This window comes from Paraburkholderia sp. BL18I3N2 (genome assembly GCF_003001875.1).
GTDB lineage: Bacteria > Pseudomonadota > Gammaproteobacteria > Burkholderiales > Burkholderiaceae > Paraburkholderia > Paraburkholderia phytofirmans.
The window spans coordinates 454,455-470,210 of sequence record NZ_PVNC01000005.1 but is presented as its reverse complement, the minus strand read 5'-3'; the positions used below and the strand labels follow the sequence as shown (position 1 = coordinate 470,210).

General features: G+C 63.3%; 15 protein-coding genes. 7 read left to right on the top strand and 8 right to left on the bottom strand.

Annotated elements, in window-relative coordinates:
* Nucleotides 1-122 precede the first annotated feature (122 nt).
* Both rlmB and rpiA read left to right on the top strand, forming a co-directional pair.
* A complete protein-coding gene (rlmB, locus tag B0G75_RS17675) occupies nt 123-866 on the top strand; it encodes a 23S rRNA (guanosine(2251)-2'-O)-methyltransferase RlmB (RefSeq protein WP_106283641.1) in 744 nt (247 codons plus the stop codon).
* 70 nt (nt 867-936) lie between these two features.
* On the top strand, nt 937-1,632 hold the full coding sequence (rpiA, locus tag B0G75_RS17670) for a ribose-5-phosphate isomerase RpiA (protein ID WP_106307925.1): 696 nt from the start codon (nt 937-939) through the stop codon (nt 1,630-1,632).
* A gap of 125 nt (nt 1,633-1,757) precedes the next feature.
* On the opposite strand, the gene B0G75_RS40715 is transcribed toward rpiA, so the two are convergent.
* On the bottom strand, nt 1,758-1,922 hold the full coding sequence (locus tag B0G75_RS40715) for a hypothetical protein (protein ID WP_181309290.1): 165 nt from the start codon (nt 1,920-1,922) through the stop codon (nt 1,758-1,760).
* 167 nt (nt 1,923-2,089) lie between these two features.
* On the opposite strand from B0G75_RS40715, the gene B0G75_RS17665 reads away from it, so the two are divergent.
* From B0G75_RS17665 to B0G75_RS17655, 3 genes are all read left to right on the top strand, one after another.
* On the top strand, nt 2,090-3,286 hold the full coding sequence (locus B0G75_RS17665) for a glycosyltransferase family 4 protein (RefSeq protein WP_106307922.1): 1,197 nt from the start codon (nt 2,090-2,092) through the stop codon (nt 3,284-3,286).
* 337 nt (nt 3,287-3,623) lie between these two features.
* Nucleotides 3,624-3,782, top strand: a complete 159-nt coding sequence (locus tag B0G75_RS41385) for a type II toxin-antitoxin system HigB family toxin (protein WP_308705887.1) — start codon at nt 3,624-3,626, stop codon at nt 3,780-3,782.
* A complete protein-coding gene (locus B0G75_RS17655) occupies nt 3,779-4,201 on the top strand; it encodes a type II toxin-antitoxin system HigA family antitoxin (protein ID WP_012432730.1) in 423 nt (140 codons plus the stop codon). Before B0G75_RS41385 ends, B0G75_RS17655 begins: the two co-directional genes overlap by 4 nt.
* Before the next feature lie 209 nt (nt 4,202-4,410).
* Here B0G75_RS17655 and B0G75_RS17650 read toward each other — a convergent pair whose 3' ends face one another.
* The 7 genes from B0G75_RS17650 to B0G75_RS17620 all read right to left on the bottom strand — a co-directional run bounded on the left by B0G75_RS17650 (nt 4,411) and on the right by B0G75_RS17620 (nt 13,567).
* Nucleotides 4,411-5,808, bottom strand: a complete 1,398-nt coding sequence (locus B0G75_RS17650; protein WP_106307919.1) for an undecaprenyl-phosphate glucose phosphotransferase — start codon at nt 5,806-5,808, stop codon at nt 4,411-4,413.
* A gap of 36 nt (nt 5,809-5,844) precedes the next feature.
* Nucleotides 5,845-6,579: a Crp/Fnr family transcriptional regulator gene (locus tag B0G75_RS17645; protein WP_006048767.1), complete on the bottom strand. Its 735-nt coding sequence runs from the start codon at nt 6,577-6,579 to the stop codon at nt 5,845-5,847.
* Between the two features lie 631 nt (nt 6,580-7,210).
* Nucleotides 7,211-9,850: a glycoside hydrolase family 2 protein gene (locus B0G75_RS17640; protein WP_106307916.1), complete on the bottom strand. Its 2,640-nt coding sequence runs from the start codon at nt 9,848-9,850 to the stop codon at nt 7,211-7,213.
* 55 nt (nt 9,851-9,905) lie between these two features.
* Entirely contained in the window at nt 9,906-10,970 is a 1,065-nt protein-coding gene (locus B0G75_RS17635; RefSeq protein ID WP_106307913.1) for a DUF1839 family protein, read from the bottom strand.
* Nucleotides 10,967-12,031 (bottom strand): amino acid--[acyl-carrier-protein] ligase, encoded by a 1,065-nt coding sequence (locus tag B0G75_RS17630; RefSeq protein WP_106307910.1) that lies wholly within the window; start codon nt 12,029-12,031, stop codon nt 10,967-10,969. The genes B0G75_RS17635 and B0G75_RS17630 overlap by 4 nt, the downstream gene beginning before the upstream one ends.
* A 1-nt stretch (nt 12,032) precedes the next feature.
* A complete protein-coding gene (locus tag B0G75_RS17625; protein ID WP_106307907.1) occupies nt 12,033-13,319 on the bottom strand; it encodes an acyl-CoA dehydrogenase family protein in 1,287 nt (428 codons plus the stop codon).
* Entirely contained in the window at nt 13,316-13,567 is a 252-nt protein-coding gene (locus B0G75_RS17620) for an acyl carrier protein (protein ID WP_106307904.1), read from the bottom strand. The genes B0G75_RS17625 and B0G75_RS17620 overlap by 4 nt, the downstream gene beginning before the upstream one ends.
* A 359-nt stretch (nt 13,568-13,926) precedes the next feature.
* Here B0G75_RS17620 and B0G75_RS17615 point away from each other — a divergent pair, with 359 nt between their 5' ends.
* Nucleotides 13,927-14,460, top strand: coding sequence for a GNAT family N-acetyltransferase (locus tag B0G75_RS17615; protein WP_106307901.1), 534 nt, complete (start codon nt 13,927-13,929; stop codon nt 14,458-14,460).
* Nucleotides 14,461-14,890: 430 nt separating this feature from the next.
* Nucleotides 14,891-15,724 (top strand): class I SAM-dependent methyltransferase, encoded by an 834-nt coding sequence (locus B0G75_RS17610; protein ID WP_106307898.1) that lies wholly within the window; start codon nt 14,891-14,893, stop codon nt 15,722-15,724.
* Nucleotides 15,725-15,756: the final 32 nt, after the last annotated feature.

Below are 15,756 nucleotides of genomic sequence, written 5' to 3'. Positions count from 1 at the left end.
GCGTTTCATCGCCGTCGAGCATTCGAACATGGCAGCCGCAGCGCCTACAGGTAAGCACGCAGGTTCGTATTCATCACAGCAGCGCGCGTCGAACGCGCGCTCAATCAAAGGTTGTATCAGTCATGGCACGTCTTAAGGTTTTATACGGTTTCCACGCAGTGACCGCACGTATGCGGCATGACGCGTCCACGGTCGAAGAGGTCTATTACGACGCGACGCGCAAAGACCGTCGCATGACCGAATTTCTGCACGCGGCGAAAGAAGCCGGCGTACGTCTGATCGCCGCCGACGAAACGCGTCTCTGGGGCCTCGCGCATACCGAGCGTCACCAGGGCGTGGTCGCGCGCGCGGGCGACATGCCGCTCGCGCAGAACCTGGCCGAACTGCTCGACGGCATCAACGGTTCGCCGCTGATTCTGGTGCTCGACGGCGTGACCGATCCGCACAATCTCGGCGCCTGCTTGCGGGTGGCGGATGCCGCCGGCGCGCACGCGGTGATCGCGCCGCGCGATCGCGCGGTGGGGTTGAACGCAACGGCCGCGAAGGTGGCGAGCGGCGCTGCCGACACCGTGCCGTACATCACCGTGACGAACCTGGCGCGCGCGCTGCGCGAGTTGAAGGACGCGGGGGTGTGGGTCGTCGGCACGGCCGGCGAGGCCACCAAGAGCCTTTACGACACGGAACTGGACGGTCCGGTGGCATTGGTGATGGGCGCCGAAGGCGAGGGCATGCGCCGTCTTACGCGCGACACCTGCGACGTGGTGATGCAGATCCCGATGGCGGGCACGGTGGAAAGCCTGAACGTCTCGGTGGCGAGCGGCGTGTGCCTGTTCGAAGCGGTGCGGCAACGGGCGGTGAAGAAGTAAACCCGACACGACCGGCGCTGGTCTGTCACTCCGGTAAACTAGCGCTTTTCACTGCTCGCCTGCCTTTCCCATGACTCAAGACGAACTCAAGCAACTGGTCGGCCAGGCCGCCGCCGACTACGTGAACGCCACCGTGCCCGAAGGCGCGGTGATCGGCGTCGGCACCGGCTCCACCGCCAACTGTTTCATCGAGGCGCTGGCTGCCAACAAGGCGCGTTATCGCGGCGCGGTGTCGAGTTCGCTCGCCACTACCGCGCGCCTGCAAGCGCACGGCATCAAGGTGTTCGACCTCAACGAAATCGATTCGCTGCCCGTGTACGTGGACGGCGCCGACGAGATCGATCACAGCGGCGCGATGATCAAGGGCGGCGGCGGCGCGCTGACGCGCGAGAAGATCGTCGCGTCGGTGTCGGACGTGTTCGTGTGCATCGCCGACGCCAGCAAGCTGGTCGAGACGCTCGGCACTTTCCCGCTGCCGATCGAAGTGGTGCCGATGGCGCGTACCGCGGTCGGCCGCCGCGTCACGGCGCTCGGCGGCGTGCCGGTGGTGCGCGTCACGAAAGAAGGCGTGCCGTTCATTACCGACAACGGCAACGAAATCATCGACGTCAAGGGTCTGCGTATCAGCGACCCGCGCACGCTGGAAACGCACATCAACGCATGGCCGGGCATGGTAACGGTGGGCCTGTTCGCCGGCCGTGGCGCGAATCTGTGCCTGCTCGGCACGGACACCGGCGTCGAGACGATCGAGTACAGCAAGGGCTGAGCAACGCTGCCCAAAGATCGCGCGCGGGCCTGGATAGACCGGCTCGCGCGGACATCGAATGCATGCTCGCATCTGCATCACCAGCGCCCGGCCTGGCTGGCCGCCTGCATCATCCGCTGTCTATATCACCCCGCTGAAAATTCCATTCGCGCATCGGCCAGCACTTGTCCCGCAAGACGCTGCGCCAATGCCGGATCGGCACGCAACGTGCCGATCGCATTAGCCAATGCCGTGACGTCTCCCGCCTTGTAAGGATGGGCGAGCGCCGAAGCGTCGATCGTCAGACGCATTGGAAGGCAAAGGCATGGGACACGCGGCTTCGCAATAGGCGAACGGCGATGCCTATTATTCGCGAGCTGTCGCGCGTCGAATGTGGGCACGCGCACGCACAGCAAACGTAGCGCCACATACACTCCTTGCTAGGCACAAAAGGCGTCAATTAAAAAACGAGGGGATCATGAAAGTGGCGATCGTGCACGACTGGCTGGTCGCGCCGGGCGGCGCGGAGAAGGCGCTCGAGCAGATCATCGAATGCTTTCCCGACGCCGATCTATTCAGTCTCGTCGATTTCCTCGCAGACCGTAAGCCGCTACGCGGCAAGCCCGTGACGACTTCCTTCATTCAGCGACTGCCGTTCGCGCGACGCCACTATCGCGCTTATTTGCCGTTGATGCCGCTTGCCGTCGAACGACTCGATCTGTCCGCCTACGATCTGATTATTACGAGCTCTCCTGCGCTTGCGAGGGGCGTGCCGGTCAGGCCGGATCAAAAGCTTGTGAGCTTCGTGCATTCACCGATGCGCTTCGCGTGGGATCCGCAACATCAGTCGCTACGCGAAGCGGGTCTGACGCACGGGCCGAAGTCGTGGGCGGCGCGCGCGTTGCTCCACTATCTGCGCGGCTGGGATTCGCACTCGGCGGACGGCGTCGACCGTTTAATCGCGAACTCGCATTTCGTTGCGCGTCGGCTGATGAAAACTTACCGGCGTGATGCGGCCGTGATTGCGCCGCCAGTCGACGTGCACCATTTCGAACTGTGCACGCGCAAGGAAGATTTTTATCTGACTGCATCGCGGATGGCGCCGCACAAGCGCATCGATCTGATCGTCGAAACCTTCAACGCGACACCGCACCGCCAGCTGGTCGTGATCGGCGACGGGCCGGAGATGGCGGCGATTCGCGCCAAGGCCGGTCCGAATGTGACGATCCTCGGCGATCAGCCGTTCGAGGTGCTGAAGGACCATCTGCAACGCGCGCGAGCTTTCGTGTGCGCCGCCGAGGATGACTTCGGCATCGTCGCGCTCGAAGCGCAGGCATGCGGCACGCCGGTCATCGCATTCGGCAAGGGCGGCGCGCTCGAAACCGTGGTGCCGACCAGCGAGGCGCATCCCACCGGCGTGTATTTCGAGCGCCAGACGGTGGTGTCGATGCTCGACGCGATCGATCGCTTCGAGCGTCAGCGCGACCAGATCACGCCGGCGGCATGCCGCGCGAACGCTGAACGCTTTTCACCGGCAGTATTCCGGCGCGCGTTCATGGCCGAGGTCACGCGGACGATCGCAGCGGCGAGCCTGCGCAGAAAAGCAGTTGGGGCCGCTGAAGTGGTCGAAGGTGACCACGTCAGCGGTTTCCGCATGTTGGCGGGACGACGCTGAGCTGTGAGCGGGCGTCCCATTATTCGCGCATTGCGAACTTCGCAATTTGCGAATAAAATGCTTTCGTCGTACCGCGGTAAGCAGCAAATAGCCTTTCGGACTATGCCGTCCGGCCGGCTATCAGTGTCGATCCGTCCGTTTAGCCTTGCAAGTAGAGCGCGCACATTCAGCGCGCGAACACAGGCGAGGAAATCCGATGCGGGTCATTTCAAAGAAAGCGTGGCTGGACTTCATAAAGAGACATCCGGGGGCGCGCAGTGCGCTATTGACGTGGTAGTCACTGGCGCAGGCATGCCTCGCGTATGGCTATAACGACCTGAAGCAGACGTTCGCCGGTGTGGACTACGTGCCGCCTCAATACACGGTTTTCGACGTGGGCGGCAACCGGTTCCGGATCGTTGCGGCGAGTCACTACAACAGGCAGTCGTTATTCGTTCGTCATGTATTGACGCATGCGGAATACGACCTTTGGACGAGGAAGAATCTAAACTCATGAATGCCGATCGCCTTCCGGGAGCTTTTCCCGACATCGCTCAAACCTGGGCCGCGCTGCAAGCGCAGTTGCCGATCACGCCCATTCGCAACGAGCAGGATTACCAGACCATGGTGCGGCTCGCCAACTCGCTCTCTGATCATCTGAACGGCAACGAAGAGGATCCGCTCTCGGATCTGTTCGCGATCGTGACCGACCTGATCGAAATCTGGGAAGCGCACAACGTGACGATTCCGAAAGCGGAGCCACGCGAGGTATTGCGGCATCTGCTGGAAACGCACGGACTCAAGCAGAAGGACCTGATAGGTATCGCTTCACCCACGGTGGTGAGCGATATTCTCGCGGGCCGCCGCGCCATCAGCAAGAAGGTGGCGAAGGCGCTGGCCGTACGCTTTCATACCGACGTCAGCGCGTTTCTGTAAAAGCCGCGCAGCGCCGGCTCAGTTTCCGCGCCGTACGCGGTGCTGACCGGCAAGCTTTCCCGTTGCTCACCTCGTCCATTCGACACCGAGCCGGCGGCATGTTTCAGGCCGTCGACTTCGGTGCTTGCCGCATTGGTTTCGCTTTTTTATTTTCCGCGAGAAATCAGCTTCCGGTCGCGCCTTTGCAGGGTCGAGACGGATTGGCGCAATCAGAATGCGTTGCGGCCGACAAAGCCCTTGAAGATCGTGATGAACACGATCTTCATGTCGAACCAGAACGACCAGTTATGAATGTAGAAGAGATCGAACTTGACGCGCGCTTCCATCTTTTCCACCTTGGTGGTGGCGCCGCGATAGCCGTTGACCTGCGCCCAGCCGGTGATGCCAGGCTTGATCCGGTAGCGGTGCATATAGCCGTACACCTGATCCTTGTATAGATCGTCGTGCTCGACCGCATGCGGACGCGGGCCGACCACGGACATCTGCCCGAGCAGCACGTTGAGAAACTGCGGCAGTTCGTCGAGACTGGTGCGGCGCATGAAGCCGCCGAGCTTCGTCACGCGCGCGTCGTTGCGCGAGGCCTGGGTGAGCTGCCCCTGCGCTTCGTGATGCACGGTCATCGAGCGGAACTTGTAGATCGCGAACGGCTGGCCGTCCACGCCCTTGCGCGTCTGACGAAAGAACACCGGCCCCGGCGAGCCGAGCTTGATGCCGATCGCGAGCACCACGAAGATCGGCGCGAGCGCGAGCAGCGCGGCCGCCGCGAACAGGCGGTCGAAGATCAGCTTGGGCCACATCTGCGGCGACGAGAAGGGCGTCGCGCTGAGATTGAGCGTCGGTAAACCGACGACATCGACCAGCGCGTGATTGAAAAGCGAGAGGCTGCGTACATCTGGAATGAAGCGCAGATTCACGAAGTCATGCCGGAACATGCGCGTGAAGCGGTAGATCGTATGTTCTTCTGACAGCGGCAACGCAAGCCACACTTCGTTCACGCGATCTTCACGCACCTTGGCGGCGAAGGCGTTCAGATCGGTCAGAACCGGCAGGCGGTTCAGACGCGCGCCGTACGTCTGAACCGTTTCGAAACTGCTGTGGCAACTCGTATCGAGCACGCAGACCGGTTTGAAGCCGGCTTGCGGCGCATGTTCGAGATGGGCGAGCAGTGTGCGCGCAAAGCCCGGTGCGCCGACAATCGCGACAGTGCGGGAATTCATCCCGCGACGTCGCACCATGCGCAGCACCGCATGCACCAGGCACTTTGCAACGATGATCAGCGCGCCGGAAATCACCGTCGAGTAACCGAACCACAAGCGCGACACCGCATCCATGCGATGCAGCGTGAAAGCCAATACAAGCGCGGTGAACACAACCACCAGCCACGCGGCCGCCACTCTCGCCAGCATCGAGGGCAGCGGTTTGCCGCGCCAGGTTTCATACACCCCGAAGCCGGGGAACAGCAACAGCAGGAGGACGCAGTTAAAGGCAATCAGAAGGCGTTCGGTGTCCGACAGCGCAATCGGCGTCGAGAACCGCATCCAGTGAGCGAGCAGCCCTCCCGCAATCACGAAGAGTACGTCGAGGAATCGCGCAGTATTCCTGAACATATTTGACTCTATTCATTAGTCAGACGAACCAGCACTTTACTCGACGGTTTCCGCCTGACGCAGACGCGGCAGAAGGCGGTCGAATTCGCGCTTGACGAGGCCGTAGCATTCGCAGGCGCGTGCTTCGAGTCCTTTACGGTCGAGCACCTTGATATGGCCGCGGCTGTGATGGATCAGGCCTTCGTCGTGCAACTTGCCGGCCGCTTCGGTGATGCCTTCGCGGCGCACGCCGAGCATGTCGGCGATCAGTTGCTGGGTCACGGTCAGATCGTTCGAAGCCACGCGGTCCACTTCGATCAGCAGCCACCGGCACAGTTGCTTGTTGAGCGCGTGATGGCGATTGCACGCAGCGGTTTGCGCGACTTGCGTGAGCAGGGCGTGCATGTACAGCAGCATCAGGCGGCGCAGGAAGTCGGAGCGGGCGAACTGCTGCTTGAGTGCCTGGGCGCTCATGCGGTAAGCGAAGCCGGCGCATTGCACCTGCACGCGGTTCGGCATGGTTTCGCCGCCCGTGAGGACCGGCACGCCGGTCATGCCTTCGCGGCCGACCGCGGCGATTTCGACCGAGCTGCCGTCTTCCATCGTCGAGAGCATCGAGATGATCGCGGTGGTCGGGAAGTAGACGTGATGAATGCGCTGACCGGAGTCGCACAGCAATTGCTCGGTGCGCAGATGAACCAGTTCGAGATGGGGAGCCAGCGCCTGCCATTCATGGGACGGCAATGCGCCGAGCAAATGGTTACCGTGCAAATCGGATTGAAGTGTCAGCATGATCGGTCCTCGCGTGAAAGTCGCGCTCTGCGTGACTTTCTGTTTTTGATCCGATGCCTGCATCCCTTTTGAACGGCGTGCTGCATGGCGAGCAGCGAAGGATGAACAGGACCGGCCCCGTAGTGGCCTCTGTTGCGCCGCCGCCGTTGTTGTGAATCTCTCTGCGGTGACGCGGTGTTGCGCTCTTCTATTAGCGAGGAGCGTGCCAGCGGGAGAGAAAACGAGGACTGGTGCGGGGTAACGCACCAAGGCTTAGCGCCGCGCGAAGGCAAACGTGACTTTTTGTTTCAAATCTGCACAACGTCTTCGCCACCGGCGAACGCTTCGCAGGTTCTTCCTGTTCGCCGAAAGTCCTTGATGTAATTGGGTTAGCGGGTGCGCAGAGGGGTTCGAAGGCACCGGTCTCATCGTTGAATCAGCGCCTCGACGCACGTTCTCATGCGGCGTCCGGGATGTGCCGGAATTGATTCAGATGTGTTCAACACGCTTGGTTCGGTGCCGCACCGATGACGATTTCGGCGCGCTAAAAGTCTGAGAAAAACCAACACTGATTCCACAGACCAGACAGGTGAAGGCCCGCAGCGCGAGGTTTTACGCGCCTCGCGAAGGGATGGCTAGATCAGGGAGACCTTCAGCCGTAGAAGATGGCGGATATCGCATTGAGCGCGCGAACTTCGCCCGCGGGCGCCGCGCATGTTGCATCAGCTTGAAACCCGCCGTTCGATGCCTGTGCAACGAATCTTTCCTGCGACGCGAGCGCAATGAGCGGCACGATGCAGGGCCGGTTCGGCGGCAGATGAAACCAGTCGCGCGCGGCCCTGTAGTGTGTGTCAACGATATGAACGAAACGCACAAAACGCTTCGCTTCGATCACGAGTTGCCAGCCGTCGCCGTTGCGCTCCACGGTGACCGTCAAGCCCAGATCGTGGCGCTCGCTCACGCGCCGCTCCGGCAGATGAAACGCTTCCGCAACGACCTCGCCGCTCGCCAGGTCGCGCAGCGTGGCGATCGTCACATCGTGCGCGCGCGGGCCGAAGCGGTACGCGTGGGTGAAATCGAAAAACTGGCCGAGGCATGCGGCCGCGTTGAGACGCTGCACGCTGTGCGGCGCCAGTTCGACGTCGCGGCTAGCGGAGGCGACCTTGACGCTGCCGTCACGCAGGCAAACGAGCTCCAGTTGCGCGCGCAGCGGCTGCGCACGTTCGTTCAGCAGATGAATATCGAGGCCGTTGAGGCCCTCGTCGGTGATGACGGCCTGGATGGGTTGCAACGCTTGCGCGAGGCCGTGCAGGGCGCTTTTAGGCCGTCCTGTGGCGTCGATCAAGCCCCAGCCCGCGCCGGGACGCAAATCCTGCAGCTGCCAGACCAGCGCGCCGCCGCAGGTGGAACCGGCACGGCGCCATTCTGCAAATACATCGCCCATCAATTCGGCGACCACCGCGCGCGACAGGTCCAGATAACGCTCGGGATCTTCGTAGCGCAAGCGTGCCGGCTCGACACCATATAACGTCTGCAGATAATGGTCGCGCACGTCGTCGAAATCCCAGCCGGCGCCGGGGTCGCGCGGCACCGCGGCTTTCCAGCGCGGATCGTGCAGATGAATCGTGCCGAGCGCGTCGTGCAGCGTGGCGTCGTCGGGCACGTTGGCGAAGGCGAGGCATTCGGCGGCGAAGCGCACCTGCGAGCGGCGCACGTCGTCGAGCGGACGCTGATAGGCGCCCACGCCATAGTAGTGAGTGACGCCCTCATTAGTTGAAAACGGCCACACGCCCCCCGACGGCGAGTTGCCGACATACGGCACGTCGGGCCGTTCACGCGCGACGATGGCGGGCAGTTGTTCAGTAAAGAGTAGTTGCGCGCGCATCGAAGGCGGCAGACCGAACATGGCTGCCTGCTGGTCGACCTCGCTGCCGCCGCACAGCACCGCGAGCGAAGCGAAGCGTCGTGTGCGCGTTAAAAATTGCGTGGCTTCGCGTTCGATCGACGCGCCGAATGCGGCATCGTTCGGATAGTCGAAATTCGCCAATGCGAAGTCTTGCCAGACGAGCATGCCGTATTCGTCGGCGAGCGCATAAAACGCGTCCGACTCGTAGACCATCGTGCCGCCCACGCGCAGCATGTTCATGCCCGCATCGCGAGCCAGCGCGAACGCGTGGCGCAGTTGCGCCTCGCTGCCGGCGAGCGTGACGAGGTCCGCGCTGGTCCAGCATGCGCCCCGGCAGAACACCGGCACGTCATTCAGGCGCAGCGCGAAGCCCATACCGTCCGCGCCGTGGTCCACTTCGATACTGCGGAAACCGACTGAACCCAATGCGTGAGATGTCGCGTGCCCGTCATCGAGCTGCAACGTCAATGGATATAAAGTGGGCTCGCCGTGCGTATGTGGCCACCAGCGCTTCGCACCCAACACGCGTACGCTGCCGGTCAGTGTATATGCATCGCTCCATTGCAAAGACGAAACAGCGTCCCCGCATTTAAGCGAAGCGCGGCAGGCCGCGTCATCGTGCGGATGAACGAAACGTAGCGTCAGCGTAACAACGCCAGAAGCAACGCCGGAAGCAAGACCGTCGTCGTCGAGTTCGAGGCGGCTCGAGACGTCGACGGTATCGAAGGCGTGGGGCGCGTCGCTCAGCAATTCGACCGGACGCCATGGGCCGACCGCCTGCACCGAAGGACACCAGCCGGGCATATGGCCGAGCAGGGTGGTGCGCACGTTACGCAAGGTGGGCGGCGAGACGAGCCGCGGACGCCACCGCGCGCGCGAACGTTTCGCTGTCAACGCCGGGGTGAGAGAGCGGAAGCACAGCGCGAGCGTCGCGCTGCCGTTCAGCTCGATGTCCAGATCGTGCGCAACGAACATCGAATCGGAATCGAGGCGCTTCACGCCGTCGAGCCAGACTTCGGCGATAGTGGCGAGGCCATGCAGACGCAAGCGGCGACGGCCGGTGCCTTCGAGCGCGAGGCAATACCAGTGGTCGTCGAAGGCGAGCGGTGGCGGGTGCGCGATGTCCAGCAGACCCGCGGCACGGCGCGCGCTCGCGACGGTGCCGGGCACTTGCGCGGCGAGCCAGCCGTGCGTGGGTAAATCGGCGGGCGACGCGCACGCGCCCGCGGGCGTGCTGACACACTGCCAGCCGGTATCGAGACGCCGCGGCCAGAGCGTTTGCGATACGCGCGCCGACGATGCGCCATCGGCATCGGTTTGCGCGGCCTCGTCAGGCGTGGGCGCGAGCATACCGCTCGCGCCCCCTTCATCAGGCACAAGGTCCATCGTCAGTACATCCACGGCAAATCCCCGAGAAGTCCGCGAAGCCGCGCAAGGCGTGTTACAGCACCAGCGCGGCGAGCGGCGGCAGCGTCTTTTCGTAAGCGCTTTCGAGCACGTCGAAGCAGTCTTCGCACAGATCGCGGCGCCCGCGGGTAATCGCCCGCACGAGCCGGAACTGCATCACCATCGACTCCGACGCGATGCTCTGCGCCGCTGCCGGAATCGATGCCGGCACCTCGAAGCCTTGCGCGGAGAGCCAGCTCAGATACTTCGAGAGAAACTCGAAGTTCGCGCCGAGCTGCCGCATCAGGTTGAACGAGTATGGGTGGAAGAATTTTTCGCCACGTTCGAGCAACGTCTCGAGATGCGCGGGAAATGCGGCACGCCACTGCGTAATCGGATTGCTGAGCGGCCGGCGGCTCAAGTGCGCACGCAGCAGTTCCGCCGACGCCTCCGCGAGCGCGGTGCCTTCGAGCGCGGGCCGCGACTGCTTGGCGAACTCCACATACGGAAACAGCAGATCGGCCTGCTGCTGGAACTGCGGCAGCTTGCGGAACACGCCGTCGTAGTCTTCACCGTCAAGCAGGTGATAGCCGGTGTTGTGGAAGTAGCCGAGACGGCGCGCGTCCGGATCGATGAAGTCGATGCCCACGGTGGTCTTCGGATGCTCGCGCCGGTACGACGTGGCGCGCGTATTCGGCAGGTAATAGCCGTCCACTTCCACCAGCACGGTATGACCGCGCAAGGTCTGGGCGAGCACGCGTGCTTCGAGCGAATCGTAGATGGCCAGTTCCTGCACCTGGGTGCCGTAGAGCCGTTCGAGGTCTTCGAGCGGAAACTTGAAGAACGTGAACTGATCGCCTTCGAAATCCTGCGTGACGGTAAAGCCGAGCGCCGCGCGCGGTTCGAGCCCGAAGCCGTGCAGCAGTTCGATCCACAGGTCGACGTAGCAGTTGGTCTCCTGCCATACGCGCTCGCCCTGATGGAGCGCATGCGGGGCGTGCTCGCGCAAGCGCGCTGCGGGCGCGGCAACGGCGCCGCCGGCAGCGGGCAGATCGACGCGGCGGTTCAGCGGAAAAGCGCCATTCGCGCCGTTCGGTACGGGTGTCAGAGACGGATTCATACGCGCTCTCCGGAATCTTGCGCCGTTTCGGTGGACACCGTTTGCATGGTTTTCATGCCATGCGCCACACGCGCTTCGGTATCGCCCCACAGCAGCGCGCGCACGTCGTCCGGCCACGCGTTCACGTCGAGCCCATGATGACGGAATAGCGCGAGTGTGATCCGTTCCATGCCGAAACCGACGCAACCCGTATGCGCGATCGCGCCGTCTTCGCACTCGATCTTCCAGATCGCGCCGAAGTGTTCCATGTGATAGTTGAACGACAGGCAGGCCGTCTTGCCGCGCGGATCGGCCACCGGAATCAGCAGCTCGAACTTGAGCGCCTGGGCACGCTGGCTATCGGCGACGATCTTGCCGCCGCGGCCGAAGAACGGGTCGTTGGCAAGATCCACTTCGACCGGCAATTGCAGCAGATCGATGAGCAGCGAGCCGCGCTCGATCCACATCTGCCGGAACGCCATCACCTGTTGCGCGTTGCCCAGGCGCACGTATTCGCGCTGGCGGAACATCTGCATGCGGCCCGGATCCAGCGACGGTTCGTGACGAAAGCAATACGACAGCACATCGATCGTGCGGCCGCCGGCCGGCAACGGACCGCGCCGCGCCATCACCGGATAGATCGGGTAGCAGGCGGCCGGCGTGAGCACGACACGAGTCGGCTTCTGCTGCGCCATCCAGTCGTCGCTGCGATCGTCGTCGCGTTCGGTCATGGCGTCGTCGAGCGCGCGCAACAGGCGTTGGTGGCCCATGTCGTTGCCGCAGAACGAGTGAATCGTGCCAGCCAGGTTCGGAAAGCTTTTCAGATACTCGCTGTCTTCGAAGTCGGTGCGGCGCATGGCGGGCGGAAAGCGCAGCAGTTCCGGCTGCTGGTCCGCACCGAGATGCGTGATCGCCACGTTCAGGCGGTCCACCACGTCTTCGAAAATCTGGCTGCGGCCATACAGGCCGTTTTCGCCAGTGTCGATCAACAGGCCCGCGGCCAGCAGTTCATCGCGAAAGCTCGGCGCTTCGGCTGCCTGAGCAGCGGCGGCAAGGGCGGCGGTATCGGTCATCGTGTTCATATCAGGCTCTCCCCGGGGCGGCAGGTCGTTGCGCGAGCAACAGGCTCGCGGTGTTCTGCGCGATGCGGTCGTTATTGATCATCAGCGGCGCGGAATGCAGGTCGCGCAAATGGCGCCCGACGCTGTACGGCGTGCCGTTCTTGTAGCCCGCCATGCCGCAGATCATCAGCACTTCGTGCACGACCTGCAGCGCGGTGGTGGAGATGCTCGTCTTCAGCGTGTTCATGTCGGAGGCGAAGCCGAGCATGGCCGCGAGCGGCGCATCGGCTTGCGAGCCGCCGTGACGCGCGTGGTGAGCGGTGCGTGCGGCCTCCAGCGCGACCGCGAGGCGCGCCTGCATCATCTGCAGCAGACCGACCGCTTCAGCGAGGCGCAAACCGGCCGGCGGAACCACACCTGGCTTCGCACGCGCCTGTGCGCGGAAGAACGCTTTCGCGCGATTCACGGCATCCGTGGCCACGCCGGTCCACACCGAGGCCCACAGCGTGTGCGAGACCGGCAGCATGGTTTGATCGGCGATCTCGGCGAAGGGCGTCGGCAGGATCTGTTCGGCCAGACCCGTGGCGACGAGCCGGAAGCCCTCGCTGCAGGTGCCGCGCATGCCCATCGAATCCCAGCCGCCGCGCTTTTCCAGTTGCGTATCGGAGCGCAACGCGACGATCAGCACCTGGTCGGCGGCCGCCGATTCGGCGGTGCGGCGAGCGGTAACGAGAATGCCATCGGCGTGCGCGCCATACGAAATCGTCGGTGCGAGCTTTTCGATGCGAAAGCGCGCAGCGTCGAGCTCGACCGAGCAGGCGCTGGTGCGCATATTGCCGCCGATGGTTTCCTCGGAGGTGGCCGACGCCAGCAGCCACTGCTGCTTGACCAGTTGCACGAGCAACTGCCGATGCCATACCGCGTCGCTGCCATGCGCCTCGATACACGCCACCTGGATCTGGTGCATGGCATACACCATCGCGGTGGAGGCGCAGCCTTGCGCGAGCATTTCGCAGATCGCGCCGACGTCCGCGAGCGACAGGCCCGCGCCGCCGAACTCGGCCGGCACCATTACCGAGAGCAGGCGTTCGCGCTTGAGCGCCTCGAACGCTTCGCTCGGGAAACGCGCCTCGCGATCCACCGAGTCCGCGAACTGCGCGGCCACCGCCGCACAGCGTTGCGCGGCCGCGCGCCAGCCCGGTTCGGTTTCGACCGCGGTTAAGCCGAGCGACGTGTCGGCGCCTTCCGCCGCACCGTGCGCGTGCCTCGAGGCGGGCTCTGCCGCCGCATCCAGCAGCGGGGCGTTCATGCTGCCGCCTTCGCCCGTTGCAGCTCGGTGACTGCGGCGGCCATGGAATCGATGCTGGAGAACAGGCGCCGCGTCAACAGACGGTCCGGAATCTCAATGCCGAATTCGTCTTCGATTGCCAGCATCAGATGCACGGTCGCAAGTGAGGAGAGGCCCGCCGCGTAGAGGTCGGCGTCGTCGGCCAGCGTCTCCGCCGGGACGTCCAGGCGGGCCGATTCGGAAAGGATGCGGCGCAAGGCGTTTTTCATGATGTGGTCCCCTAGTTGTTCAACGTTCTCGGATGGTGCGGACTTCGATCGAACCCACGTGATCGTTCTTTTGTCCATTGCCACGACGCATGCCGGCGTGGTTCATATGTGGGGCGCGACGCGTTCAGAGTGACCGCGAGAGTGACCGCGTGCGGTTTCAGGCGGCGTGCCGTGATGCCATGCCCCGACGTCCGTATTTAAGATTTGTCGAAGCCCAGCGTCAGTGCGATGGCGCACGGAAACACGCGTTTCGCGGACGTACCGTGTAGCCATCAGAACGGGCCAGCCTATGCAGCCAGGCCGTCAAAGCCGGCGCGCCGTGCCGGCGTCGTTGAACTTATTGACTGCTGGGGAAGGCGATGAACTGGAAAACGCTGGAATTCGATCAGCTTTCGGCACGCGAACTGTATTTGATCTTGCGGGCGCGCAGCGCGGTGTTCGTGGTCGAACAGTCGCATGTTTGTCTCGACGCCGATGGCCGGGATGAAAGCGCGGTGCACGTGTTCGCCGTGGAGGACATGTCGCGGCCGATGCCGATTCTTGCCTACGCGCGCCTGCAACCCGGCGACGCCGAAGATCCGGAGATCACCATCGACAAGGTGCTGACGAGCCCGCTGCGGCGCGGCGACGGCACCGCCGAACTATTGATCGAACGCCTGCTGCAGGCGATTGTCGAGCGTTGGCCGGGGCATGCCGTGCGTGTCAGCGCGCCGCTCGGTCTGCGCGGTTTCTATGAGCAATTCGGTTTTCGCAAGACAGAAGGGCCTTATCTGGAACATGGCGTGCCCTTCATTGGCCTTACGCGCCAGGTGCGCGGCAGTCAGCCGCTTTTCGGCGCACGGCGCCGTGAGCGCGACAGCGCGGTGCTCGTCAATACGTTTGAGATGCTGTGATCGGGTGGATGCTCGTCACGCCTTCCAGCGCACAGATTGTCTTTTCCCAAGCCAATGCAGGGCGCTCGACGTTCGCGCGGTGCGGGCCGTATGGCAACCGACTGCATTGCCATGTTTCCAGTGACGCGTGCGACGCACAAGCACCTTTGCATCGGACTCCGAGCCAATGTGGCGGGACGTACATATCAACTATGCCGTGTTTGTTGTAATGGTTTGAAAGCGGGGACCTTGTGAGGAGCGTGGCGTGCGGCCAGCAGCGTTCGATGACCGGTTCGGTTGGTGCCATCCGGCGAGCGGGCCGGGCGGCGGCCGGCCCAAGGTCACGGCCACGCAACGCTTTGTAAAGCGCTCGCGCAGGTTTCGTCTATTCGGGGAAGCGTAATGCATGCGCAAGGATTGTCCAGCGCACATACGCTAAGGGGAGCGCGTAGTGAACAGTCAATCCGAGTTGGACCGCATCAACCGAGTTGCATGGAATTCGTCGGACGCCGAACGCGTGATGACGTTCGGGAAGAACTACTCCGATCCCGGGGAACAGGCTGCCTTCGATTGGCTTGCACCGCGTTGCGCGGGTCAGCCTTTACTCGATATCGGGATTGGCGCCGGCCGCACGATTCCGTTGATGACGTCCATCTCCGACGACTACATCGGCGTCGACTACACACAGAAGCTGCTCGATCTCGCGAAGGCGCGCCATCCCGAACGCGACCTTCGGCATATGGACGCGCGTGACATGTCCGCGCTGCCTTCGGATCATTACGGGCTTGCCGAATTTAGCTGGAACGGCATCGACTGCGTCGACTACGACGATCGCGTGAGGATTCTCGAAGAGATGTATCGGGTTGTGCGGCCCGGCGGGTATGTGCTGTTTTCGTCGCACAACCGCGGCGGCCCCGGCTACCGCGAGAACATCTGGCAGCTGCTGCCGCAATTCTCATTCAACCCGCTCAGACTCGGCTGGCGCACGCTGCGCTCCGCACGGCGCTTCCAGCTCGGCACGCTGAACTATCTGCGCAACGTGAAGCTGAATCACGACTACGGCGGCTACGCGGTCAAGACCGCGGCGGCTCACAACTTCGGCATTGTGATCGTCTACACGACGCTGCGCGAGCAGCGCCGGCAACTGGCGCAAGTCGGCTTGCAAATCGACGCCGTGTTCGGCAGTTCCGGCGGCGATCGCATTCCGGACGACGTGGAAGAGAGCGACGCGTGGTGGTTTCACTTCATCGCGCACAAACCGCTCGCCGCTTGTCGCTTCGACTGACGATGACCATTGGGCGAAGGCACGCTGTATAG

Excerpts from the sequence above, each read along its gene's own strand:
- B0G75_RS17640 (WP_106307916.1), bottom strand. The coding sequence starts at position 9,850 with ATGGACCTTGTGCCTGATGAAGGGGGCGCGAGCGGTATGCTCGCGCCC.
- B0G75_RS40715 (WP_181309290.1), bottom strand. The coding sequence starts at position 1,922 with ATGCGTCTGACGATCGACGCTTCGGCGCTCGCCCATCCTTACAAGGCG.
- B0G75_RS17665 (WP_106307922.1), top strand. The coding sequence starts at position 2,090 with ATGAAAGTGGCGATCGTGCACGACTGGCTGGTCGCGCCGGGCGGCGCG.
- B0G75_RS17615 (WP_106307901.1), top strand. The coding sequence starts at position 13,927 with ATGAACTGGAAAACGCTGGAATTCGATCAGCTTTCGGCACGCGAACTG.
- rlmB (WP_106283641.1), top strand. The coding sequence starts at position 123 with ATGGCACGTCTTAAGGTTTTATACGGTTTCCACGCAGTGACCGCACGT.
- B0G75_RS17635 (WP_106307913.1), bottom strand. The coding sequence starts at position 10,970 with ATGAATCCGTCTCTGACACCCGTACCGAACGGCGCGAATGGCGCTTTT.
- rpiA (WP_106307925.1), top strand. The coding sequence starts at position 937 with ATGACTCAAGACGAACTCAAGCAACTGGTCGGCCAGGCCGCCGCCGAC.
- B0G75_RS17620 (WP_106307904.1), bottom strand. The coding sequence starts at position 13,567 with ATGAAAAACGCCTTGCGCCGCATCCTTTCCGAATCGGCCCGCCTGGAC.
- B0G75_RS17625 (WP_106307907.1), bottom strand. The coding sequence starts at position 13,319 with ATGAACGCCCCGCTGCTGGATGCGGCGGCAGAGCCCGCCTCGAGGCAC.
- B0G75_RS17655 (WP_012432730.1), top strand. The coding sequence starts at position 3,779 with ATGAATGCCGATCGCCTTCCGGGAGCTTTTCCCGACATCGCTCAAACC.
- B0G75_RS17650 (WP_106307919.1), bottom strand. The coding sequence starts at position 5,808 with ATGTTCAGGAATACTGCGCGATTCCTCGACGTACTCTTCGTGATTGCG.
- B0G75_RS17630 (WP_106307910.1), bottom strand. The coding sequence starts at position 12,031 with ATGAACACGATGACCGATACCGCCGCCCTTGCCGCCGCTGCTCAGGCA.
- B0G75_RS17645 (WP_006048767.1), bottom strand. The coding sequence starts at position 6,579 with ATGCTGACACTTCAATCCGATTTGCACGGTAACCATTTGCTCGGCGCA.